We start from the raw sequence: 20,426 nt of genomic DNA, 5'->3' as shown, positions 1-20,426 counted from the left end.
AATATTCTTAAACCTTTAAACTTACTCAAGGATACATACAAAAACAGTTATCTAATAAGCAAGAAAAAGTAATAAAAAAGCCTACGATCCCTGAATAACAAGGATCGTAGGCCTTTTTGAGATAAAGTAAAGGACTTCAGCCATCATGTTGGGGCTTTTAAGGCCCCAGTCTTAGATAAAATGGGAGAACGATTATTAAAAAAACATTTTACAGATGAGCAAGAAGTAAAAGGCGTGCAAACATTTTTGAAAGTGAAAGAAAATGAAAAAGTGATGAACAGAAAAGAAAGAGGGATGGATTTCGAGAGATAGGAATTATGGTTCTTTTTTTTATGGAAACAGGCACACCTTAAAGGCATTCCTTTGATATGATTCATATCCAAAGAGAATTTCGAAAAACTAACAAACATTAAAGGACCGTCAATAGACCTGTTTTTTGTACGAAAGAAGGATAGCCACCAAGTTTCGACGAATATATCAATATACTTTTTGGAGGTGTTGGATATGGCGATTTGTTGTGGAGAGTGTCACGTTGAATTAAAGAGTGATGATTATGTCACATTAGATGAATTTAGCACGCTGAGGCACACATATTGCGGTTATGATCTTATTGCCGAGCTGACCAAAGACATTGGGACTTATCGAAATATCAAAACAAAGTATTGGTTTTCCGGTGAGCGTACTAAATGAAAATCGGTGAAATCTTGGAGTTAATTAAAACTGATACACCAGCGAATATTGCCAAAAGGGCTGATGTTCATCTTTCAGAAAAATTACTAAGAAAAGCATTGAATAAAGCTGGTTATAAGTATAGAAATTCAGGCGAAAAAGGCTGGTATTTCGTTGGTGAAGGTGACGAGGAAACGGTACAAGAGCAGCTTATTTATGACTTTGCAACAGCAGGAAACGCAAAGGCGAACGTTTCAACTAATGTAAATAAAGAACCTATTAACGATACCAACCAACGTTCTAACGTTGGCATAAAACGTGGTAAAGAACAGGTCAAACAAGCGAACGAACAATCAGCACCAACCATAGAACGAACCAACGTTATAAGAAAACGTTCTTCATTCGATATGGATGTTGAACTTATGAAGGAACTAAAAATACAAGCAATCATTCATGATAGGACGGTTTATGAACTAGTTGAAAGTGCCGTAAGACACTATTTAGCTGAATTAAAGGGAAAATGATGTGGCTTTGAAATAAAGTCGCGATGTTTATAATAAAGTTGCACCGTTTAACTGGAGTTAGTATAGTTTCATGGACACATTTTAGTTAAGTCCTTACAATGATTTTACTGGTTTGGTAGTATTAGCAATGGCCCTTGGAATATCTTTTTCCACTGCTTCAGCATCAGCTGGAGGGTTTCACCATCCCGAAAGCTGGGATAAAAACTCTATTTTGCGGAAGGACTCACATGGGGTGGAGATTAGAAATATGCAGTATATCCTGAATGTCATGGGTTTTTATACCGATTCAGCAGTGGTTGACGTTGATGGAATTTTTGGACCAAAAACCGAAGCGGGTGTAAAGAAATATCAAAAAGAAAACAACTTGAAAGTGGATGGTGTGGTTGGCCCACGGACGTGGGATAGCTTCTCGCAATATATTAAGAAGTATGGTAATGAAACATATGGAGCAGGCGGAAACATGGGACTAAGAATTAAATGGAAGTACGACAATTCTTCCTATACATCCGGCTCTAAAGCCTATATTTACGGTAATGGGGATACATTAAGCGACAATATCGCTTGTATGCGAATTAAGATACAGGAAGGACCAATGAATTTTCCCTTCATATGAAAAACGTGCCTATAAATGGGCACGTTTTTATTTTTGGCTTTCACGAGTTGATTTTTATGTTCTACCTATGATCCATAACTTGCTTATCGAAGACGTGCAAGGCGACTTGCGGTTATGCACAAAGGGAAATTGTTACAGGTTCTTTCAATCAAATCTTAGCAAAAAATTAACATAATACCGAAAAAACGCAATTCTTTTGTGCAAATTGAAGAATTGAAGTAATTAGTGAAGGCTGCCGTATATGGTGGCTTTTATTTTTTAATGTGAATTTAACGGCTTGACAATATACCCATGCAGGTATAATATGAACTCACAAGTAAGATTGCATAAATTCACGAGTAAAACGTGCAAACGCACGAGTAAAACACTCAAATTCACGAGTAAAACGTGCAAACTCACGAGTAAGCACTTATACTCACGCGTAAAATGTGCAAACCCACGAATAAAGCACGCAAATTATTGGATATTAGGGCTCATTAGCGTGAGAAGGTTGATAAAGAGGTTTTGAATATTCCTCATGCCTATTTGAAGCGTTAATTCGTAAGGGAACTTGGGGCTTCGCTTCTTAATCGGAAAAGGAAATAAGATAATCAGTTGAGGTTAGTAATTGCATTTGTAAATAGATGGGTGGGCAGATTATGGAGTATGATAAAAGTGTCATTAATCGCTTGAAGCGGATTGAAGGACAAATCAAGGGTGTACTTGGAATGATGGAGCAAGGAAAGGATTGCAGGGAAATCGTCACGCAGTTGTCGGCTGCACGTAATGCCATCGATAGGACCATGGGTGTTATCGTAAGTGAAAATCTTGAGCAATGCGTTCGGGAAAACGTAGTGAAAGGCGAAGGCACTGATCATCTAGTCAAGGAAGCGGTTAATTTACTTATAAAAAGCAGGTAATAGAATTTGACCAAAAGGAGTGTTATTCATGTCTTATATTTTACAAGTGGATTTTAAAATGGAGGGACCATTTGGCCACGAAATGGTAAAAGAATTTACTGATTTAGCAAAAAGCATTAATGATGAAGAAGGCTTGATCTGGAAGATTTGGACCGAAGACAATGAGGCAAAGGAAGCTGGTGGCATTTATCTGTTTGAAACGAAGGAATCCGCATGTAAGTACTTGACTATGCACACAGCTCGGTTAAAAGGGTTTGGTATCGAGAAGGTTAATGGAAAAATATTCGAAGTGAATGAAGTTTTGACTTCAATCAATCATGGACCAATTAAATAAAGAAAAACCTATTCCATTCATTTTTTAGTGAAGTAGGTTGACGAACTATATTTTTTAGCATAATATATACCCCATAGGGTATTTAACGAAACAACAAAATGAAATATTGATCAGGGGGAAAACATAATGACTGAAAAGAAAAGAACGACGATCATTTTATTTAGTGGTGATTATGATAAGGCAATGGCTGCTTATATCATAGCAAATGGCGCGGCGGCTTATGATCATGAAGTGACCATCTTCCATACATTTTGGGGATTGAATGCCTTAAGGAAGGATGAGCCGGTTTCATTAAAAAAAGGATTTTTGGAAAAAATGTTTGCAAAAATGATGCCGCGTGGTTCAGATAAAATGGGTCTATCCAATATGAACTTTGCTGGGATGGGTCCTAAAATGATCAAACATGTGATGAAAAAGCATAATGCCATGTCACTCCCAAATTTAATTGAGTTGGCCCAAGAACAGGAAATCAAACTAATTGCCTGTACGATGACAATGGATTTATTGGGCTTGCAGCAAGAGGAATTAATGGATGGAATTGAGTATGCAGGTGTTGCGGCTTATTTAGCTGAAGCAGAGGATGGAAATGTAAACTTATTTATATAATTTGGGTACTGGAGGGATGAGTTCAAATGGGAACTATATTCAATCTCATTATATTAGGTTTCATCGTTTGGTTTTTATATCAGCGATTTGTCCCGGTAAAGGGGATAAAAAATATAAATGCGGCAGAGTTAAAAGCTGAGCTGAGTAACAAAGGAAATAAGCAATTCATTGATGTCCGTACTCCTAATGAATATCGGGGCAATCATATTAAGGACTTTAAAAATATACCTTTAAGCGAACTTGGCAAAAGGGCATAAGAACTTTCTAAAGATAAAGAAGTGGTAGTGATCTGTCAAAGCGGGATGCGGAGCAGTAATGCAAGTAAAGCATTGAAAAAATTAGGATTTAAAGAAGTCACTAATGTAAAAGGCGGCATGAGTTCTTGGCGCGAATAAAAGGAGGATCTTAAAAATATGAAAGAAATTTTACCGAATGAAGTGAGTGCATTGTTGAAGGGAAACTCGCCAGTCCACATTATTGATGTGCGGGAGGTGGAAGAAGTAAAGGTAGGGAAAATACCAAATGCTGTAAATATCCCGTTGGGTCTAGTGGAATTTAGAATGCAGGATCTGGATAAATCAAAAGAGTATATCATGGTCTGCCGATCATGGGGCAGAAGTTCAAGGGCCGCACAGATACTTGAGGATCATGGATATAAAGTGTTGAACATGGTGGGTGGTATGAATGGTTGGGAAGGTCCCACAGCATAATTTTAAACCTAAATATACCCCCGCCCCTATTAAGGAAACAAGGAGGAAATAAAATGATTAAAACAAATTCCGTTTTGGATGCTAAAGGTTTAGCATGTCCCATGCCAATCGTAAAAACGAAAAAAGCCATGAATGGTCTGGAAGCAGGGGAAGTACTGGAAGTTCAAGCGACTGATAAAGGGTCAACTGCCGATATGAAAGCCTGGGCGGAAAGTACAGGTCATCAATATTTAGGTACGGTTGAAGAAGGAACCACACTAAAACATTATCTTCGGAAAGCAAGCGCAGAAGAAACAGAAGTGAAGAAGCATGAAAAAATCATTTCAAATGAAGAACTTCTTCAAGTAATGGAAGAGAATCGAAATATGATCCTTCTGGATGTACGAGAATCCGCAGAGTATGCCTTTCATCATATTCCAGCAGCGAAATCCCTTCCAATGGGTGAATTGGAACAACGTATGGGTGAACTTGATAAAGAGTCAGCGATTTTCGTGATTTGCCGTTCTGGCAGCCGAAGTGATCTTGCTGCACAAAAACTGACGGCGGCTGGATTTGAACAGGTATTCAATGTTGTACCAGGCATGAGCCAATGGAACGGGCCTTCACAAAAATCCATTAATAAATAAAGGTGACTCTAAAATGGAGGAATATATCATGACTAACAAAGTAGCAATAATCACAAGTAATGGTGGTGTATTTGACGCATATAAAGTGTTTAACATCGCAACGGCAGCGGCAGTAACAGATCAAGAAGTGGCCATTTTCTTTACTTTTGAAGGCTTGAATTTAATTCATAAAGAAGCGAATGGACAACTTCCATTGCCTGAAGGTAAGGAGCATTTTGCCGAAGGCTTTAAAAAGGCTAATGTTCCTTCAATTCCGGAATTAGTTACTATGGCACAGGAAATGGATGTCAAGTTTATTGGATGTCAAATGACCATGGACGTTTTGGGCATGGAAAAAGAAGCTTTAGTTGACGGTATCGAAGTAGGTGGGGCGATCACATTTTTAGAGTTCGCTAAAGATGCAAATGTTACATTAACCTTTTAATGAAGGTAAAAATTTTTGGAATTTTTAATACTATAGGGGGTATAAAAGATGGCGTTTAATCAAATGACAGCCGCTGAGGTTTCAAAGAAAGTAATCAATAAAACAGACTTATTTATTTTGGACGTTCGAAATGAAAGTGACTTTAATGATTGGAAAATTGAAGGGCAGAACTTTGAATTCCTTAATATCCCTTACTTTGATCTACTGGATGGCGTGGAAGAAATCCTCGATCAAATCCCGGCCAATAAAGAAACCCTGGTAGTATGTGCAAAGGAAGGCTCATCTGTTATGGTAGCTGAAATGCTATCTGAAGCTGGATTGGATGTTTCTTATTTAAAGGGCGGCATGAAAGCATGGAGTGAACACTTGGAACCAGTGAGGGTCGGCGAATTGACCAATGGCGCAGAAATTTACCAATTTGTTCGACTTGGTAAAGGCTGTCTATCTTACATGGTCATCTCCAATGGTGAAGCAGCCGTAATTGATTCTACAAGAATGATAGATGTTTATCTTGATTTCGCCGATGGTATCGGAGTGAAAATTACACATGTTCTGGATACGCACTTACATGCCGATCATATTTCAGGGGGAAGACGAATAGCGGAAGTAACAAATGCAGCCTACTGGCTGCCGCCAAAAGATGCGGCTGAAGTAACTTTTGAGTATCAGCCATTAGAAAGCGGTAAAGTGATAACGATCGGTCATACAGCGATCGATATTCAAGCATTATACTCCCCGGGCCATACCATTGGATCCACTTCATTTGTGGTCGATCAAAAATACTTGCTTTCCGGGGATATACTATTCATCGATTCCATTGGCAGACCGGACCTAGCTGGATTGGCTGAGGATTGGGTAGGGGACTTGAGAGAAACACTTTATACACGTTATAGAGAATTATCAGACGAGTTAATTGTATTGCCATCACATTTCATGGTCATCGATGAATTGAATGAAGACGGAAGTGTCGCTAAAAAGTTGGGTGCGCTGTTTGCTGACAATCATGGATTAAACATTACAGATGAAACGGACTTCAAAGAGCTAGTAACAGGTAATTTACCGCCTCAACCAAACGCTTATCAAGAAATTCGCGAAACCAATATGGGGAAAATCGAGCCTGATGATGAAAAACAACGGGAAATGGAAATCGGACCCAATCGTTGTGCGGTTCGCTAATACAGGTAAAAATAAAATCAAAGAAAATAGGAGAGAAGAAATATGAATTCAGATAAAGTGTTAGACGCTAAGGGACTTGCATGTCCAATGCCGATTGTTAAAACAAGAAAAGCGATGAATGATTTGCAAACCGGGCAAGTGCTGGAAATACATGTAACCGATAAAGGAGCAAAAGCCGACTTAGCTGCTTGGTCAAGATCTGGTGGCCATGAACTGGTGGAAACGGCAGAAGAAAATGATATACTGAAATTTTGGATCAGAAAAGGCTGATAAAGGGAAGGGAACCAATAGGGTTCCCTTCTTTTAAGGGAGGCACTTACAATGGATATCACCTTTATCATGACCATCTTTTTGATTGGTTTTATAGGTTCATACGTTTCTGGAATGCTCGGCATCGGCGGCTCGATAATAAATTATCCAATGCTGCTGTTTATTCCCCCGATTTTTGGTTTAGCGGCATTTAGTGCACATGATGTGACAGGAATAAGTGCTATACAAGTCTTATTCGCTTCCATCGGAGGTATATGGAGCTATCGTAAAAGCGGACATTTAAATAAAAAACTTATTCTCTATATGGGGATCAGTGTGCTAATTGGAAGCGTGATAGGAAGTTTTGGATCACAATCGATGTCGGAAAACGGAGTGAATATCGTCTATGGCGTTTTGGCGTTGATAGCGGCTGTCATGATGTTCATTCCCAAGAAAGGGATAGATGACATTCCTTTGGATCAAGTTACCTTCAACAAATGGCTTGCTGCCATCCTTGCCTTAATCGTTGGTTTAGGTGCGGGTATAGTCGGAGCCGGAGGGGGCTTTCTATTAGTGCCCATCATGCTTATCGTTTTAAGAATTCCAACCAGGGTAACGATTGCGTCTTCATTAGCCATCACTTTCATTTCATCCATTGGTGCAACGGTAGGGAAAATCTCAACGGGACAAGTTGATTACTATCCAGCATTAATCATGGTTGTTGCTAGTTTAATAGCATCTCCGCTTGGGGCAATGGCCGGTAAAAAAATGAATGTAAAAGTCCTGCAAGTCATACTGGCTCTATTGATTTTAGCGACGGCTGTGAAAACCTGGGTGGGTATCATGTCTTGAGGCACTTTCTTGCAGAAAGTGGTGGGTCCTGGGGAGAGTTCATCACAGGTCATCAAATTTTATATTTAGGAACCAGTTATATAAGGGTTACCAAGGATTGTACCACTTCTAATGAAGTGGTATTTTTTATTGACATTTTTTGTGATTGTCAGCTCTTGTTAGGAATCGTCAAAATTAGTTTAATCAAGTTTGTTTATTACGAAGCAAATGTCCATTAAGTTTTGATTTTTCTTCAACTCTAATGTTCAGGTTGTACCAATTAATCGGGACGTCCAGTTTTTTTTAGTATTTACCCATTGATTAAACTAGAAATATCGTGTGTAATTGAAAATCCGCAAATGGGAATCAGCATGAAATCAGCTAAGGTATTTTGGATTCCTGGCAAACTGGTGGAGGGGACATCATTTGTGAAAATTTGCATATAATCGAAGGGAAAAAGAGTTATTTAGTCCTGGGTGATAGTTGAAATTGGAAAACCTTTCCGGTAACATATATTAAGAATCATATAATAGGAGGTTGTCCATTGGCTTTACAAATTAAAGAAGTTACGAAAAAATTCGGGGAATTCACAGCTGTCAACCAGCTTGATTTAACTATTCCCGAGAAAGAAATGTTCGGTTTTTTAGGTGGGAACGGAGCGGGGAAAACGACTACGTTCCGAATGATACTCGGCCTGCTTGACCCGACTGAGGGGGAAGTGATCTGGGATGGTAACAAAATCGATTATACGACCAGTTCATCGATTGGCTATCTTCCTGAGGAACGCGGACTATATCCAAAACTTAAGGTCCGTGATCAAATTGTATATTTGGCTAGATTAAGAGGGATGAACAAAAGGGATGCTTTGAAGGAATTGGAGTATTGGCTAGACCGCTTTATGGTTCCCGAGTATATGGATAAGCGAGTTGAAGAGCTTTCAAAGGGAAATCAGCAAAAAATCCAGCTGATCGCATCCATGATTCATAAACCTGAATTACTTATCCTTGACGAACCCTTCAGCGGACTGGATCCCGTGAATGTGGAAATACTGAAGAAAGCCGTCATCGACTTAAGGGACAGCGGTACGACAATCGTTTTCTCGAGCCATCGCATGGAGCATGTTGAGGAGATGTGTGAGCATCTTTGCATCATGCATAAAGGTTCTCCTGTTGTGGCTGGAAAATTAAAAGAAATCAAACGTTCTTTTGGTAAAAAGAATGTGTCAATTAAAGCTGACTTCGACTTATCTTTTTTGGATAATTATTCAGGTGTAACAAAAGTAAAGAACACGATGGAAGGAAAAATTCTTCAAGTCACTGGTGAAGATGTGGCAGAGAACATGATTCGTGATCTTGTTCCAAGAGGTTTCGTCCGGAAATTCGAACTGGAAGAACCATCGCTGACGGATATTTTCATTGAAAAAGTAGGTGCCGTCTATGAATAAGTTTTGGATTGTTCTTTCGCATACATATCTATCAAAATTAAAAACGAAATCCTTTATCATTACTACAATGATTATGATGGCCCTGATTCTTGTCCTTACGAATATTTCGAATCTTATTGATAAATTCGACAGTGATGATCAGGAAAAGGTTGCCGTCATCGATAAGACTGAAGGTAGCTTATTTGATTCTTACAAAAAAGCGGTCGCAGGTGTGAACGATGACCTTTCGATAATATCCGCCCAGGATGAAAAGGAAGCGGAGGAAATGGTCAGCGCAGAAGATATCGTTGGGTATTTGTTAATCGAAAAGGATGAAACCGTCGGCTTCAAGGGAACGTATAAAGCGAATCAAATTTCAGATTCTGCGGTAAGTAATGATTTGCTTTTAGCGCTTACCCAATTGAAGGGTCAAATAACTGCGAAGGAATTGAATTTGACGGAGCAGCAAATCGCTCAATTGAATACGCCGCCAGCATTTGATACGATTGCGCTTCAGAAAAATGCAAAAACGGAAGAGGATCTTAATCAAGCACGCGGTCTCGTGTATGTGCTCCTATTCGTCATTTACTTCGGTGTATTGATGTATGCAACGATGATTGCAATGGAAGTGGCTACTGAGAAAACATCACGGGTCATGGAAATACTGATTTCAAGTGTCCCGCCAGTCACACAGATGTTTGCCAAAATAATGGGGGTAGCCCTGCTTAGTCTTACGCAAATGATTTTATTTTTTGGAGTGGGCTATTTCTCGATTAAACAAAACTTGACAGGTATGGATGAAGGATTCTTTTCATTTTTCGGTTTCGAAAGCACCGATATCTCAACAATCATTTATGCGATCATCTTCGCTTTGCTTGGTTATTTTCTGTACGCGACTCTTGCGGCATGTCTTGGGTCCGTTGTGAGCAAAATTGAAGATGTCCAGCAAATGATTTCACCGATGACCATGTTAGTCGTCATTGCCTTCATGATTGCGATGTTTGGACTAGGGAATCCGTCAGCGAGTTATATTACGATTACATCATTCATTCCATTTTTCACGCCAATGATCATGTTCTTGCGCGTAGGGATGCTTGAAGTTCCATTCTGGGAAATCGCCATCAGCATTGCTGTGTTGATCTTAACCATTGTTTTACTAGGAATAATCGGGGCAAAAATCTATCGTGGTGGAGTCTTGATGTACGGAAGCTCAAAATCACTGAAAAGCATCAAGAATGCCTTGCAATTATCAAAGAAAAATTAACATGAAACCTGGATCCTTCATTCCTCTTGGAGGTATTCAGGTTTTTTAATAAGATAATACCATTCAAATAAAAAATATTTTGAGATTAATGAAAAAGGAACGAAAAGTAACATAGATATAAGGGGACATAAATATATTCCATTTATGAAACACGATTAGGAGTGAACTATAATGAGCAATCTGGTAACGTTGACGATAGCTTCAGAAGCGTTTCTCTTGCTATCCTTCATCATTATTATTTTATCAACCAAGAATCCGAAAAGAAATGTTCTCTCGGTCATCCTGTTCATCATTGGAGCTGCACCGCTTTTATATTTAGCCATAGATCATGTGAAAAACGATTATATGGATGCAAATATCGGATTGGGCCTTGCCTTTATGTATACCTGGATATATAGCGCAGTTGCTTTTATCATTGGCATCATTCTTTTAGTGAAAAAGAAAAGGAATAATAGTATTTCAAAAGAACTGTAATATTCCCATTATCCAATCAAGTTCCGGTTTTTAATTAGCTTTTTTGGCTTTGAGGATATATGGGTTCCACATTCACGTTCTTAAGAGTGGAGTCCAAACTTCTCGATCATGGAATGACTTAAAGATATGGCGGTACCCCTTAAAGAAGTATCACCAAGCCAATACGAAAAGGGGTTGCCCCTAAAAGTCATTTTACTGACTTTTGGGACAGCCCCTTTTTTGTTTTTAAATCCTTTTTAAATCAATGAAAATAAATGTAAAGCAGGTGAGGGTTAATGAACAAACTATTGTTCGTAACAGATTTATACTATGAAGCAAAAGGAAGAAATTATTATGAGGAGGATTTGTTCCTTACTTCGAAGCTTAGAGAAGATTTTCAGTTGGTCATTTGTCAACCTGAAGACACTGAAACGTTTGAAAAAGATTTTGACTTAATAGTATTTCGAAATGCTGGTCCAGTAGCGAATTTTAAGGATACGTATCAAGCATTCCGAAATAGAGTAGTTTCTGGATATTTTGAAAACATACAATTCATTTAACGGAAAGGCTGATATGAACGGGAAGGAATACTTAATTGAACTAACGAATGCTCAATTTCCTGTTATTCCAACTATAGATACTCTTGATTCTTTAGATAAACTCCCTAATGTAGAGACGTATATTGTAAAGCCGAAAGATGGTGCAGATTCAATCGGTTTGGAATTTGTAACTAAAGATGAATTGAGAGATAAAGTTGATTCAGAATCAAAAAACACATTAGTACAACCATTTATCAACTTTGAGTATGAGGTTCATTTTATTTTATCGATAAAGAATTTCAGTATGCTCTTTATGCACCTACTGAAGAAGATTTAACTTTTGCTAACAAATTTATTGAATGGAATAATCTTGATTGGGGGATTCAACGAGTTAATGCTTATCGGAATGAACAAGGTGAACTTTTATTAGTTGAATTAGAAGATTTAAATCCCTAGCTTTCCTTGTTAGAATTATCTGATGAAACACTGAAGAACTTTGTAGAGGCAATGAAAAAGTCATTACTGAAAACTCTTCAGCTTAAATTAAATTTTTATTATAGAACTATCAGGTGCGTAGTAGTATGAGTAGTAGTAAAAGAAGGAGCAGTCCCAAAAAAATTTTATAAGGAAAAAAGTCGTTCATGAACAAATCTAAAGATATATAAATGTGATTCTTAGCCATACTAATAAAGATTAAAATATAGTTAGGAGGCAATATTTTGGGAAGATCAAACAATCAAAAATCATCGAGCAGAAAAAAATCATTAGCTCAAACTCCAAATAACTTAAAAATCGAACCGGATCGTGTGAATGAAGAGTTTTCGCGTGAGCTAGGTGAAAGTGCGAAAATAAGAGCTACAAGACCTAAATGATACTACAAAAAAAGTGAAAGATACGGATTGATTACACTCTTTTTTAAAAATTTTAGTAAAACAAATCGCGCTGTTTTTTAATAATTTCTATAGAACCAACCTTGCGTTTGTTGAAGAAGATGTTTCACCAAGGACCCTATTAATATGGTCCTTTTTTCTTTGTGAAAAATCAACAGCATTTAACCAGGGCCTTTAAATAAAAAAATGTGGCAATAGTATAAGATCAGAGCAAAAAACACGGTTTTATGCTTTGAAGCTAGACTTTTTCCCTGATGTACCTAATAAAATTACATAACACTAGTATTCGTTAAACACAATGCGTTTTACAACAAAAATAATGGTATGTCTCTAATAAAGTTGTATGAACGAATATAAGATTAATTTTTTAAAAAAACAAACTAGTTCTGAAGCAGGTGACGTCCACGTCCTGCATCGACCACTTGGCTCTTCAAAAAAATGGCCGCATTTGGATCCAATTACCTTTATCCCTGCACAAACGACACCATTTCCTATTGATGGTGAAGAAGACGTTGATGTTAAGGTAACCATTGGACCAAAAAGCAAAAAAAACCAAATTCCTCTTATGATTACAGGGATGGCCTATGGTATCGCACTTAGTGAACAAACAAGGCTTTCTTTGGCGGAAGCATCAAAAAATGTAGGAACCGCGATTAATTCCGGAGAAGGCGGAGTAATACCTGAAGAATTAGATAAAGCAGGAAAATATATTTTACAGTTTTCAAAAACAGAATGGTCAAAAGAAGAAGATCTTATTAAACGTGCCGACATGATAGAAATTAAGTTCGGACAAGGCGCACTAGCTGGGATGGGTGGGAAAAATTCACCCAAAAATTTAACAGGTCGGGCTCGTGAAGTGGTGGGGCTTAAAGAGAATGAGGATGGAGTCTTTTTGAACATTTTTTTGAAAAGATATTAAAAAACTTGTTAATGAACTTCGGAGCATAACTGGTGGTGTTCCCATTGGTGTGAAAATGGGGGCAGGTGGAAAAATTGAAGAAGATATAGACCATTTAATTGAACTCGGTGTTGATTTCATTACGATTGACGGCGGCCAAGCAGCCACACACGGTGCACTACTACCCATTTTATCCGATGACATGGGAATACCGACATTGCATGCTGTTGTCCGGGCTGTTAATCATTTAGAAAAGAGAAAAATGAAGGGTCAAATTAGTTTAATTGTCTCAGAAGGGCTAATAGTACCTGGGCACTTTTTAAAAGTACTTGCACTCGGTGCAGATGCTGTTTATGTTGGATCTGCCATATTATTTGCTGCCTCACATAGTCCGGCATTGAATGCTCTTCCCTTTGAACCACCTACACAAGTTGTTTGGAATCAAGATAAATTCAAGGATCAATTTAAGATAGAAGATGGAGTAAAAGCAGCAGAGAAATTCTTTACAGCAAGTATAGAAGAAATGAAAATGGCATTAAGAGCGATGGGGAAACGCTCCATAAATGAGTATTCAAAATAGTTTTTCTATGATGAATTGACTGCTAAAATGATTGGAATTCCTTTTTCATTTGAACCTTGGGAATACAAACCAAAAGAGTAATAATTGAGTGTGTACGCAGCTATCAGCAAATTTACGAAAAACAGGAACAGAATCATATATACAATATAAAATAGTTGAAAAATTAACTAAAGAATGAACTTGATGGATGGATATCCACCCAACCTGTTTGAGGGAGATGCTAAGTTTACTAATCCCTTGGCGAATCTCGATATCTTTATAATGAAAATCGTAGTTTCTTTAAAAAGGGTTTGTTTAGTCATCAATTATTTACCCTTTACCTAGTCCATATTTGAATATATGCATGATAAATGTAAGTCTATATTGGTTATTATAATGGAAGTGCAAAAGCTGCCGAGGAGGTAGCTTTTTTTCCTTTCCAATAAGGTCGTTTATGTAATTACTATTTTTTCTAAGGTTCTGATGATTATAGATTTGCATTTCTTCTTTTTACTAAGGATTTGTAAACGGTGATATATCTACTCCATCTCAATTAAATGTATTTTGTTTTAGTAAACTAAAATATCAAATTAGACTAAGGTTTATAGCAAAAGCTTGTCTCCATTCATAGGATAAAGAAAGGCTGTAATCAATGTTATTGGATTCAGCGTTCCTAAACGGGTTTTAAGTGTGGATTCCCCTCAATTGTTATTACAAAAGGAGGTGTTTCTGCCTGTCTTAGGGTTAATATGGAGGGAGAGGCTAGAATTGCCAAATGTTCAATTAGTACCCTTCCAAGTAGAAGGAATAACAGAAAATACCTTGGAAGTTCCACGAGGTATTAGAATGATTCGTGCACGCTCTATTTGGAGAGAAGGGTTTAAGGGTGAGAACATAGTAGTAGCAGTAATCGATACAGGATGCCAGTCAGATCACCCTGATTTGATTGGTCAAATTATTGGTGGATATAATTTCACGGACGATTATTATGGTGATCCTGTCAAATTTGCCGATAATAACGGACACGGGACTCATGTTTCCGGAACCATTGCAGCAGCAGAAAATGGTTTTGGAGTTGTAGGTGCAGCACCTAAAGCGAAGTTGCTGGTACTTAAGGTTTTAAATGGATCAGGAGAAGGAACAACAGAAAACATTACGTCAGCTATTAATTACGCTGTCAATTGGACAGGTCCTAATGGCGAAAAAGTACGGGTTATCTCGATGTCATTAGGGGGACCGGATGATGATCCGGCCTTACATTCGTCGATTATAAACGCCGTTCAATCTAATATAATGGTCGTGTGTGCCGCGGGAAATGAAGGCGATGGTAAGGCCGAAACAAACGAGTACAGTTATCCAGCTGCATATCCGGAAGTTGTGGCAGTAGGCTCAGTTAACCGGCGTGAACGCATTTCCAGATTTAGTAATTCTAATGGTGAAGTGGATTTAGTAGCCCCTGGGGAGAAAGTTGTATCAACCTTTCCTGGTAACCAATTTGCCGTCTTATCAGGTACATCCATGGCTGCCCCACATGTGTCAGGGGCTGTTGCGCTTTTGATAAATAAATTTGAAACAATACTTGGCCGTAAATTAACAGAGTTAGAAGAATTTAATGAACTCATAAATAATACAGTTTCGCTGGGCAAACCAAAGACTCAAGAAGGGCATGGAATGCTGAAACTAAATCAACAGAAATTAGAAAATATAAAAAAAGTTTTAAGGGAGTTTAGGTAGCCTTAAGATAGAGAACAGAAAAGTATATGATCCTAATTTCATTGCATATTGTGTTAGGAACTCGGATACAAAGTGATACAAACCCTCTGGGAGTTATACCGTCTAATACGGCAATCGAGCCACCTACCAAGTTTACATTAAACCTCTTACCCAGTGATTGTAAAAATTCAATTGATTGATTACCATACACTTTGCAGATTTCTTTTAATTCTACTAACGCATAACCCGTAGACCACATTTCAGGAAGTACTACAACATCCAAATCATCACAGTAGTTAGCTTCTAACCAGCGTTCAATGATTTTCCTATTCTCTTCTGGATTCCCAACTTCTAAATCCATTTGAAATACTAAATATTTCATATTAGGCCTGGCTCCGCATACAGTAGCAGTGGCAGTTACGTATCTCACCTCATTTGCCAATTTCAGTACAGTTGGCATGATTTGATTTATGGTACGTTCAATTCTATCTTCGATGATGAAAAATCGCACATTATCGGAAGGAATGTTTGGAAGCTGTTGCTTAGCGGCATGGCTGTCTCCTTGTTAAGTGCTATGATTGTTGGATTATTTGTTTGATAACCAATAAAAAATATATTACTTTTTTGTGTATTCAACTAAAAGGTGTGGAGTAAGAACATCCTTTATTTATCTATTAATTTCGGTGTGTTAACTATGCAATTTTAAAACAGACAACCAACTAAAAAATTGAAACCCGTTAAACTTTATCGGGATTATGCCAGCGTAGGGTATTAAGATCCATAAACACTCATTTCTCCGGAGATGAGTGTTTTTATTTGCATCCCTAGTAGACTCATGTAGTTCATCCTTTTTTGTTTAGCTTCACATGGGGTATTTTGTGTGTAGTTTTGTTAAACAGACTAAGGAATAGATATACTTAAAAAGCAAAGAATAAAGAAATATTGACACAATAGCTTTTCTCTTGTCATAGGATAGGGGGGTATTGTATATTAATTTCAAGGAGGGATGGGAAATGGATGAAATGTTGAATGGTAAAGATTCTGTGAATGAAGAAGAATGCTGTACGACCTCTTCCCACGGCCGAAAGAGTCATCACTCAGAAGCAGTAAAAAAGAATTTAACGACCCGGTTAAATCGAATTGAAGGTCAAATTCGCGGTATAAAGGGTCTTATTGAAAAAGATACGTATTGTGATGATGTGATTACCCAAATAGCAGCTACACAAAGCGCGATGAATAGTGTAGCCAAGATATTATTGGAAGGCCATCTAAGGAATTGTGTGGTCGAACGCCTGAATGAAGGGGATACAGAGGTTATAGATGAAGTGCTTGTAACGATACAAAAATTAATGAAAAAATAAAGGAGTAGATGTTGAAATGGAAAATGTAACATTGAGTGTAAGTGGAATGTCTTGTGGTCATTGTGTGAATGCAGTTGAAGGGAATGTAGGAAAACTTGCAGGTGTTGAAAGCGTAAAAGTACATTTGGACGCAGGAAAAGTAGATGTAGCGTTTGATAAGGAACAAGTATCACTTGAGAAAATAAAAGAAACAATCGATGATCAAGGCTACGATGTCGAATAAGTCATGGGAGTGCTGTTAAGCACTTTTTTTTACAAAAAAATATACCCCATAGTGGTATAGGAAGGCGGGGATGATGTGAGCGGCCAAATAAAAGAAACAACCATGCAGATTACAGGTATGACTTGCGCTGCCTGTGCAAACCGGATTGAAAAAGGGTTGAACCGAATGGAAGGCGTTGAGGAAGCCACCGTTAATTTGGCTCTTGAGAAATCGGTCATTAAATATGATACGGAAAAATTAAGCAACAAGGACTTTGAAAAGAAAATTCAAGATCTTGGCTATGATGTAGTAAAAGAGAAAAAGGAATTTACGATTACGGGCATGACCTGTGCAGCCTGTGCTAACCGAATTGAAAAAGGGTTAAATAAGCTGGATGGAGTAAGCATGGCCAATGTGAATCTTGCGCTCGAAAATGCGACAGTCGAATATGATCCTTCCGAAGCCTCCCCAGTTGACATCATTCAACGGGTGGAGAAGTTAGGGTATGGGGCGATCATTAAGGAAGATAACACGGAATCCGTGGATTTCCGTCAAAAAGAAATTCAAAAACAAAAGAATACATTCATTTTTTCGGTCATATTATCATTTCCATTGTTATGGGCGATGGTAAGTCATTTTAGTTTTACTTCGTTTATTTATATGCCTGATTTCCTCATGAATCCTTGGGTGCAAATGGCATTCGCCACCCCCGTGCAATTTCTGATTGGAAAGCAGTTTTATGTTGGGGCTTATAAAGCATTGAAAAATAAAAGTGCCAATATGGATGTATTAGTCGCAATGGGAACATCCGCTGCCTATTTTTACAGTGTTTATCAGGCGATCATCTCGATGGGATCCCATCACAATACGGCACAACTTTATTTCGAAACTAGTTCGATTCTTATCACCCTCATTCTATTAGGGAAGCTTTTTGAAGCAAAAGCAAAAGGACGTTCTTCCGATGCCATCAAAAAATTGATGGGTCTTCAAGCCAAAACGGCACTGGTGTTAAGGAACGGAGAAGAACGTGAAATACCACTTGAGGAAGTCATCGTGGGAGATACGATTTTGGTGAAGCCGGGTGAAAAGATCCCTGTCGATGGAGAAGTAGTCGAAGGGGACTCTGCGGTTGATGAATCCATGTTAACGGGTGAGAGCATTCCGGTGGATAAAACAAACGGGGATACTGTGATCGGTTCAACATTGAATAAGAATGGTTTTCTCAAAATGAAAGCGACAAAAATCGGAAGGGATACAGCTCTTTCTCAAATCATAAAAGTGGTCGAAGATGCTCAAGGGTCCAAAGCTCCGATTCAACGTCTTGCTGACCAAATTTCCGGTGTCTTCGTTCCCATTGTTGTCGGAATCGCCCTTTTAACTTTTCTGGTTTGGATGATATGGGTTAACCCTGGAGAATTCACACCAGCTTTTGAAGCGATGATTGCAGTGCTAGTCATAGCCTGTCCATGTGCTTTAGGTCTGGCCACTCCCACATCCATCATGGCAGGATCAGGTCGGGCCGCTGAATTCGGTATTTTATTTAAAGGCGGGGAACACTTAGAAACCACACACCATATAGATACGGTCATTTTGGATAAAACGGGTACAGTGACAAATGGTACCCCTGTGTTGACCGATGTCCTCATCGAGAACTGTATGGAAGAAGAACAGTTTTTATCTCTAATCGGCGCAGCTGAAAAACAATCTGAACACCCTCTTGCACAATCAATCGTTCAAGGAATTCAAGCAAGACAGATATCACTTGCTGCGATTGAGGAATTCGAAGCAATTCCTGGATACGGCGTGAGAGCTGTAGTGGATCAAAAAGTGTTATACGTCGGAACGCGTAAATTGATGAAGCAAAATAACGTGGATATTACTAAGGCCCTAACAGCGATGGAAGCATTTGAAGAGAAAGGGAAGACAGCGATGCTTGCTAGCATTGAAGGTGAATATGCAGGACTCATTGCCGTTGCCGATACGATAAAAGATACCTCGCTAACGGCAATTAAAAGGTTGAAAGCAATGGATATCCAGGTCATCATGATAACCGGGGATAATCAAAGGACAGCAAATGCCATCGGCCATCAAGTGGGCATTGACCAAGTGATTGCAGAAGTCCTTCCTGAAGGGAAAGCGGAAGAAGTGAAAAAACTGCAGGCGGCCGGTAAAAGAGTGGCAATGGTCGGAGATGGTATAAATGATGCTCCCGCGCTGGCACTAGCCGATATAGGAATGGCCATAGGAACAGGGACGGACGTAGCCATGGAAGCTGCCGATATCACTTTGATCCGGGGTGATTTGAACAGTATTGCAGATGCAATCCTCATGAGCAGGAAAACGATGCGGAATATCAAACAAAACCTATTTTGGGCTTTTGCTTACAACGTAATCGGGATACCAATTGCGGCAATCGGACTGCTTGCGCCCTGGTTAGCTGGTGCTGCCATGGCTTTCAGTTCTGTATCAGTCGTATTGAATGCACTTCGCCTTCAACGGGTAAAGCTCTGAAGATCATGTAACATATAATGAAGGCATTTGTACTGACTACCCATGCCACGAGCGTTTGGATTTTCATTCCCAACAAATCAAAGCCGATGATTCCTTGGCAAGTGAATCATCGGCTTTCATCTGGAATGGCCGTGCTTTTTTTATGTTTATAGCGACTGCTAAATGATGTTCCTTCATTCTTTCGGTTGCCAAACCGCTTATTTTAAACAGTAAAATACATAATCCGTTGGTGCGCCACGCTCGCCTTGTTGATGGAGCATCGCTGATACATTACCGCGATGATAGGTCCCATGATTCACTACATGATGGATGAGGTCGGCAAGTACAAACTCACAAGCCCCCATTTTAGGATGTTCGGTTACAATGGTCCGTTCAAGATCAGGCTGTGAAGTAAAAAAATTATCATAATCCTTTGCAAGTTCATCATAGGAGGATTCAAGTTCACTTATTGAGACTCCGTCCACTTCTTTCCGCCGCTGTTCAACTTTCTTAAAAGTATCTTGAATGGTGCATCCTTTCATTATTTCTAACCAGGTAATATCTGTTGCGTAAAGGTGAACAAGGACTTCCTTGATGGATGGAAAGACACTTTTTATCGTGTCGCCAAAGACTCCGTCCGGTAATTGTTTTAGGTTTTGGAACACTTGCTGATTAGCCCACACGTGGTAATCATACATTTTCCTTGCACGGTTCATTTCCATTTTTTCACTCCTTCAATTGTTACATATCCTTTTCGACATAATTAAAAAAATACCTCTATAAAAAATAATGGTCATCCTGTAAAGAAAATTACTTTTTTGATAAGTGAATAAATTGGTTTTTCACCAAAAAAGAACTGCTGAACGTTCCTCTTAGTTCCCAATACTAATCTTAGTATCCTTATTCTTTTTGAATAATTAATCCATTAATTCTCTATTGAGTTAACTTAAAGTTTTGGATTTGAGTCAATATT

27 protein-coding genes and 2 pseudogenes are annotated in these 20,426 nt (G+C 38.5%); 27 read left to right on the top strand and 2 right to left on the bottom strand.

Going from position 1 to position 20,426, the window contains the following annotated elements:
* The first annotated feature begins 180 nt into the window (after positions 1 to 180).
* The 23 genes and pseudogenes from J7J00_RS28505 (at position 181) to J7J00_RS26390 (ending at position 15,421) form a co-directional block, all read left to right on the top strand.
* Positions 181 to 312, top strand: coding sequence for a hypothetical protein (locus tag J7J00_RS28505; RefSeq protein WP_286201600.1), 132 nt, complete (start codon positions 181 to 183; stop codon positions 310 to 312).
* A gap of 177 nt (positions 313 to 489) precedes the next feature.
* Positions 490 to 690, top strand: a complete 201-nt coding sequence (locus J7J00_RS26485) for a hypothetical protein (protein ID WP_214796002.1) — start codon at positions 490 to 492, stop codon at positions 688 to 690.
* A complete protein-coding gene (locus J7J00_RS26480; protein WP_214796000.1) occupies positions 687 to 1,193 on the top strand; it encodes a hypothetical protein in 507 nt (168 codons plus the stop codon). The genes J7J00_RS26485 and J7J00_RS26480 overlap by 4 nt, the downstream gene beginning before the upstream one ends.
* 127 nt (positions 1,194 to 1,320) lie before the next feature.
* Positions 1,321 to 1,806, top strand: a complete 486-nt coding sequence (locus J7J00_RS26475; protein WP_214795998.1) for a peptidoglycan-binding domain-containing protein — start codon at positions 1,321 to 1,323, stop codon at positions 1,804 to 1,806.
* A gap of 638 nt (positions 1,807 to 2,444) precedes the next feature.
* Entirely contained in the window at positions 2,445 to 2,705 is a 261-nt protein-coding gene (locus J7J00_RS26470) for a metal-sensitive transcriptional regulator (protein ID WP_098373111.1), read from the top strand.
* A gap of 28 nt (positions 2,706 to 2,733) precedes the next feature.
* Positions 2,734 to 3,039 (top strand): monooxygenase, encoded by a 306-nt coding sequence (locus J7J00_RS26465; RefSeq protein ID WP_214795996.1) that lies wholly within the window; start codon positions 2,734 to 2,736, stop codon positions 3,037 to 3,039.
* Positions 3,040 to 3,165: 126 nt separating this feature from the next.
* Positions 3,166 to 3,645, top strand: a complete 480-nt coding sequence (locus J7J00_RS26460) for a DsrE/DsrF/DrsH-like family protein (RefSeq protein WP_214795994.1) — start codon at positions 3,166 to 3,168, stop codon at positions 3,643 to 3,645.
* A 26-nt stretch (positions 3,646 to 3,671) separates the two neighbouring features.
* Positions 3,672 to 4,040, top strand: a pseudogene (locus J7J00_RS26455) (rhodanese-like domain-containing protein).
* Positions 4,041 to 4,058: 18 nt separating this feature from the next.
* A complete protein-coding gene (locus J7J00_RS26450; protein ID WP_214795992.1) occupies positions 4,059 to 4,355 on the top strand; it encodes a rhodanese-like domain-containing protein in 297 nt (98 codons plus the stop codon).
* Between the two features lie 53 nt (positions 4,356 to 4,408).
* Positions 4,409 to 4,981, top strand: a complete 573-nt coding sequence (locus J7J00_RS26445) for a sulfurtransferase TusA family protein (RefSeq protein WP_214795990.1) — start codon at positions 4,409 to 4,411, stop codon at positions 4,979 to 4,981.
* Positions 4,982 to 5,009: 28 nt separating this feature from the next.
* A complete protein-coding gene (locus tag J7J00_RS26440; RefSeq protein WP_214795988.1) occupies positions 5,010 to 5,405 on the top strand; it encodes a DsrE/DsrF/DrsH-like family protein in 396 nt (131 codons plus the stop codon).
* Between the two features lie 48 nt (positions 5,406 to 5,453).
* On the top strand, positions 5,454 to 6,581 hold the full coding sequence (locus J7J00_RS26435; RefSeq protein WP_214795986.1) for an MBL fold metallo-hydrolase: 1,128 nt from the start codon (positions 5,454 to 5,456) through the stop codon (positions 6,579 to 6,581).
* Between the two features lie 42 nt (positions 6,582 to 6,623).
* Positions 6,624 to 6,851 (top strand): sulfurtransferase TusA family protein, encoded by a 228-nt coding sequence (locus J7J00_RS26430; RefSeq protein WP_098373104.1) that lies wholly within the window; start codon positions 6,624 to 6,626, stop codon positions 6,849 to 6,851.
* 51 nt (positions 6,852 to 6,902) lie between these two features.
* A complete protein-coding gene (locus J7J00_RS26425) occupies positions 6,903 to 7,682 on the top strand; it encodes a sulfite exporter TauE/SafE family protein (RefSeq protein ID WP_214795984.1) in 780 nt (259 codons plus the stop codon).
* 523 nt (positions 7,683 to 8,205) lie between these two features.
* Complete coding sequence (locus J7J00_RS26420; RefSeq protein WP_214795982.1) at positions 8,206 to 9,105, top strand: ABC transporter ATP-binding protein; 900 nt, start codon at positions 8,206 to 8,208, stop codon at positions 9,103 to 9,105.
* Positions 9,098 to 10,348, top strand: coding sequence for an ABC transporter permease (locus J7J00_RS26415; RefSeq protein ID WP_214795980.1), 1,251 nt, complete (start codon positions 9,098 to 9,100; stop codon positions 10,346 to 10,348). Before J7J00_RS26420 ends, J7J00_RS26415 begins: the two co-directional genes overlap by 8 nt.
* Positions 10,349 to 10,519: 171 nt before the next feature.
* The gene (locus J7J00_RS26410) at positions 10,520 to 10,822 is read left to right on the top strand and encodes a hypothetical protein (RefSeq protein WP_214795978.1); all 303 of its coding nucleotides are present in this window, start codon (positions 10,520 to 10,522) and stop codon (positions 10,820 to 10,822) included.
* Positions 10,823 to 11,097: 275 nt separating this feature from the next.
* Positions 11,098 to 11,361: a hypothetical protein gene (locus J7J00_RS28500; protein ID WP_286201599.1), complete on the top strand. Its 264-nt coding sequence runs from the start codon at positions 11,098 to 11,100 to the stop codon at positions 11,359 to 11,361.
* Positions 11,362 to 11,374: 13 nt separating this feature from the next.
* On the top strand, positions 11,375 to 11,677 hold the full coding sequence (locus tag J7J00_RS28495; RefSeq protein WP_286201598.1) for an ATP-grasp domain-containing protein: 303 nt from the start codon (positions 11,375 to 11,377) through the stop codon (positions 11,675 to 11,677).
* Positions 11,678 to 12,059: 382 nt separating this feature from the next.
* Positions 12,060 to 12,212 carry a YfhD family protein gene (locus tag J7J00_RS26400; RefSeq protein ID WP_098373080.1) on the top strand — a complete coding sequence of 51 codons (153 nt, stop codon included), beginning with the start codon at positions 12,060 to 12,062 and terminating at the stop codon, positions 12,210 to 12,212.
* 361 nt (positions 12,213 to 12,573) lie between these two features.
* Positions 12,574 to 13,149, top strand: a complete 576-nt coding sequence (locus J7J00_RS29005) for a glutamate synthase-related protein (protein ID WP_396020615.1) — start codon at positions 12,574 to 12,576, stop codon at positions 13,147 to 13,149.
* A gap of 49 nt (positions 13,150 to 13,198) precedes the next feature.
* Positions 13,199 to 13,708 (top strand): glutamate synthase-related protein, encoded by a 510-nt coding sequence (locus J7J00_RS29000; RefSeq protein WP_396020614.1) that lies wholly within the window; start codon positions 13,199 to 13,201, stop codon positions 13,706 to 13,708.
* Positions 13,709 to 14,434: 726 nt separating this feature from the next.
* Positions 14,435 to 15,421 carry a S8 family peptidase gene (locus J7J00_RS26390; RefSeq protein ID WP_309487257.1) on the top strand — a complete coding sequence of 329 codons (987 nt, stop codon included), beginning with the start codon at positions 14,435 to 14,437 and terminating at the stop codon, positions 15,419 to 15,421.
* On the opposite strand, the gene J7J00_RS26385 is transcribed toward J7J00_RS26390, so the two are convergent.
* Positions 15,414 to 15,860 (bottom strand): carbon-nitrogen hydrolase family protein, encoded by a 447-nt coding sequence (locus J7J00_RS26385; RefSeq protein ID WP_214795974.1) that lies wholly within the window; start codon positions 15,858 to 15,860, stop codon positions 15,414 to 15,416. The genes J7J00_RS26390 and J7J00_RS26385 overlap by 8 nt on opposite strands.
* Here J7J00_RS26385 and J7J00_RS26380 point away from each other — a divergent pair.
* The 4 genes and pseudogenes from J7J00_RS26380 to J7J00_RS26365 form a co-directional block, all read left to right on the top strand.
* A pseudogene (locus J7J00_RS26380) lies at positions 15,790 to 15,998 on the top strand (nucleoside transporter C-terminal domain-containing protein); the annotation flags it as partial. The gene J7J00_RS26385 and the pseudogene J7J00_RS26380 sit on opposite strands and share 71 nt — an antisense overlap.
* Before the next feature lie 424 nt (positions 15,999 to 16,422).
* On the top strand, positions 16,423 to 16,761 hold the full coding sequence (locus tag J7J00_RS26375; RefSeq protein WP_230303800.1) for a metal-sensitive transcriptional regulator: 339 nt from the start codon (positions 16,423 to 16,425) through the stop codon (positions 16,759 to 16,761).
* A 16-nt stretch (positions 16,762 to 16,777) separates the two neighbouring features.
* Complete coding sequence (gene copZ, locus J7J00_RS26370; protein ID WP_214795972.1) at positions 16,778 to 16,984, top strand: copper chaperone CopZ; 207 nt, start codon at positions 16,778 to 16,780, stop codon at positions 16,982 to 16,984.
* Between the two features lie 102 nt (positions 16,985 to 17,086).
* Positions 17,087 to 19,474, top strand: a complete 2,388-nt coding sequence (locus J7J00_RS26365) for a heavy metal translocating P-type ATPase (protein WP_214796019.1) — start codon at positions 17,087 to 17,089, stop codon at positions 19,472 to 19,474.
* Between the two features lie 197 nt (positions 19,475 to 19,671).
* On the opposite strand, the gene J7J00_RS26360 is transcribed toward J7J00_RS26365, so the two are convergent.
* Positions 19,672 to 20,175 (bottom strand): DinB family protein, encoded by a 504-nt coding sequence (locus J7J00_RS26360; RefSeq protein WP_214795970.1) that lies wholly within the window; start codon positions 20,173 to 20,175, stop codon positions 19,672 to 19,674.
* Between the last annotated feature and the right edge of the window lie 251 nt (positions 20,176 to 20,426).

Origin of the sequence: Bacillus sp. ISL-4, from assembly GCF_018613275.1 — a bacterium.
Taxonomy (GTDB): domain Bacteria; phylum Bacillota; class Bacilli; order Bacillales; family DSM-1321; genus Peribacillus; species Peribacillus simplex_E.
This window is presented reverse-complemented; position numbering and strand designations above follow the sequence as displayed.

Bases quoted from the DNA above. Each gene is read 5' to 3' on its own strand.
- J7J00_RS26415 (WP_214795980.1), top strand. From the start codon at position 9,098: ATGAATAAGTTTTGGATTGTTCTTTCGCATACATATCTATCAAAATTA.
- J7J00_RS26475 (WP_214795998.1), top strand. From the start codon at position 1,321: ATGGCCCTTGGAATATCTTTTTCCACTGCTTCAGCATCAGCTGGAGGG.
- J7J00_RS26385 (WP_214795974.1), bottom strand. From the start codon at position 15,860: ATGCCAACTGTACTGAAATTGGCAAATGAGGTGAGATACGTAACTGCC.
- J7J00_RS26470 (WP_098373111.1), top strand. From the start codon at position 2,445: ATGGAGTATGATAAAAGTGTCATTAATCGCTTGAAGCGGATTGAAGGA.
- J7J00_RS28495 (WP_286201598.1), top strand. From the start codon at position 11,375: ATGAACGGGAAGGAATACTTAATTGAACTAACGAATGCTCAATTTCCT.
- J7J00_RS26365 (WP_214796019.1), top strand. From the start codon at position 17,087: ATGCAGATTACAGGTATGACTTGCGCTGCCTGTGCAAACCGGATTGAA.
- J7J00_RS28505 (WP_286201600.1), top strand. From the start codon at position 181: ATGGGAGAACGATTATTAAAAAAACATTTTACAGATGAGCAAGAAGTA.
- J7J00_RS26465 (WP_214795996.1), top strand. From the start codon at position 2,734: ATGTCTTATATTTTACAAGTGGATTTTAAAATGGAGGGACCATTTGGC.
- J7J00_RS26430 (WP_098373104.1), top strand. From the start codon at position 6,624: ATGAATTCAGATAAAGTGTTAGACGCTAAGGGACTTGCATGTCCAATG.
- J7J00_RS26410 (WP_214795978.1), top strand. From the start codon at position 10,520: ATGAGCAATCTGGTAACGTTGACGATAGCTTCAGAAGCGTTTCTCTTG.
- J7J00_RS26375 (WP_230303800.1), top strand. From the start codon at position 16,423: ATGTTGAATGGTAAAGATTCTGTGAATGAAGAAGAATGCTGTACGACC.
- J7J00_RS26480 (WP_214796000.1), top strand. From the start codon at position 687: ATGAAAATCGGTGAAATCTTGGAGTTAATTAAAACTGATACACCAGCG.
- J7J00_RS29005 (WP_396020615.1), top strand. From the start codon at position 12,574: ATGAACGAATATAAGATTAATTTTTTAAAAAAACAAACTAGTTCTGAA.
- J7J00_RS28500 (WP_286201599.1), top strand. From the start codon at position 11,098: ATGAACAAACTATTGTTCGTAACAGATTTATACTATGAAGCAAAAGGA.
- J7J00_RS26445 (WP_214795990.1), top strand. From the start codon at position 4,409: ATGATTAAAACAAATTCCGTTTTGGATGCTAAAGGTTTAGCATGTCCC.
- J7J00_RS26435 (WP_214795986.1), top strand. From the start codon at position 5,454: ATGGCGTTTAATCAAATGACAGCCGCTGAGGTTTCAAAGAAAGTAATC.
- copZ (WP_214795972.1), top strand. From the start codon at position 16,778: ATGGAAAATGTAACATTGAGTGTAAGTGGAATGTCTTGTGGTCATTGT.
- J7J00_RS26440 (WP_214795988.1), top strand. From the start codon at position 5,010: ATGACTAACAAAGTAGCAATAATCACAAGTAATGGTGGTGTATTTGAC.
- J7J00_RS26360 (WP_214795970.1), bottom strand. From the start codon at position 20,175: ATGGAAATGAACCGTGCAAGGAAAATGTATGATTACCACGTGTGGGCT.
- J7J00_RS26425 (WP_214795984.1), top strand. From the start codon at position 6,903: ATGGATATCACCTTTATCATGACCATCTTTTTGATTGGTTTTATAGGT.
- J7J00_RS26460 (WP_214795994.1), top strand. From the start codon at position 3,166: ATGACTGAAAAGAAAAGAACGACGATCATTTTATTTAGTGGTGATTAT.
- J7J00_RS26450 (WP_214795992.1), top strand. From the start codon at position 4,059: ATGAAAGAAATTTTACCGAATGAAGTGAGTGCATTGTTGAAGGGAAAC.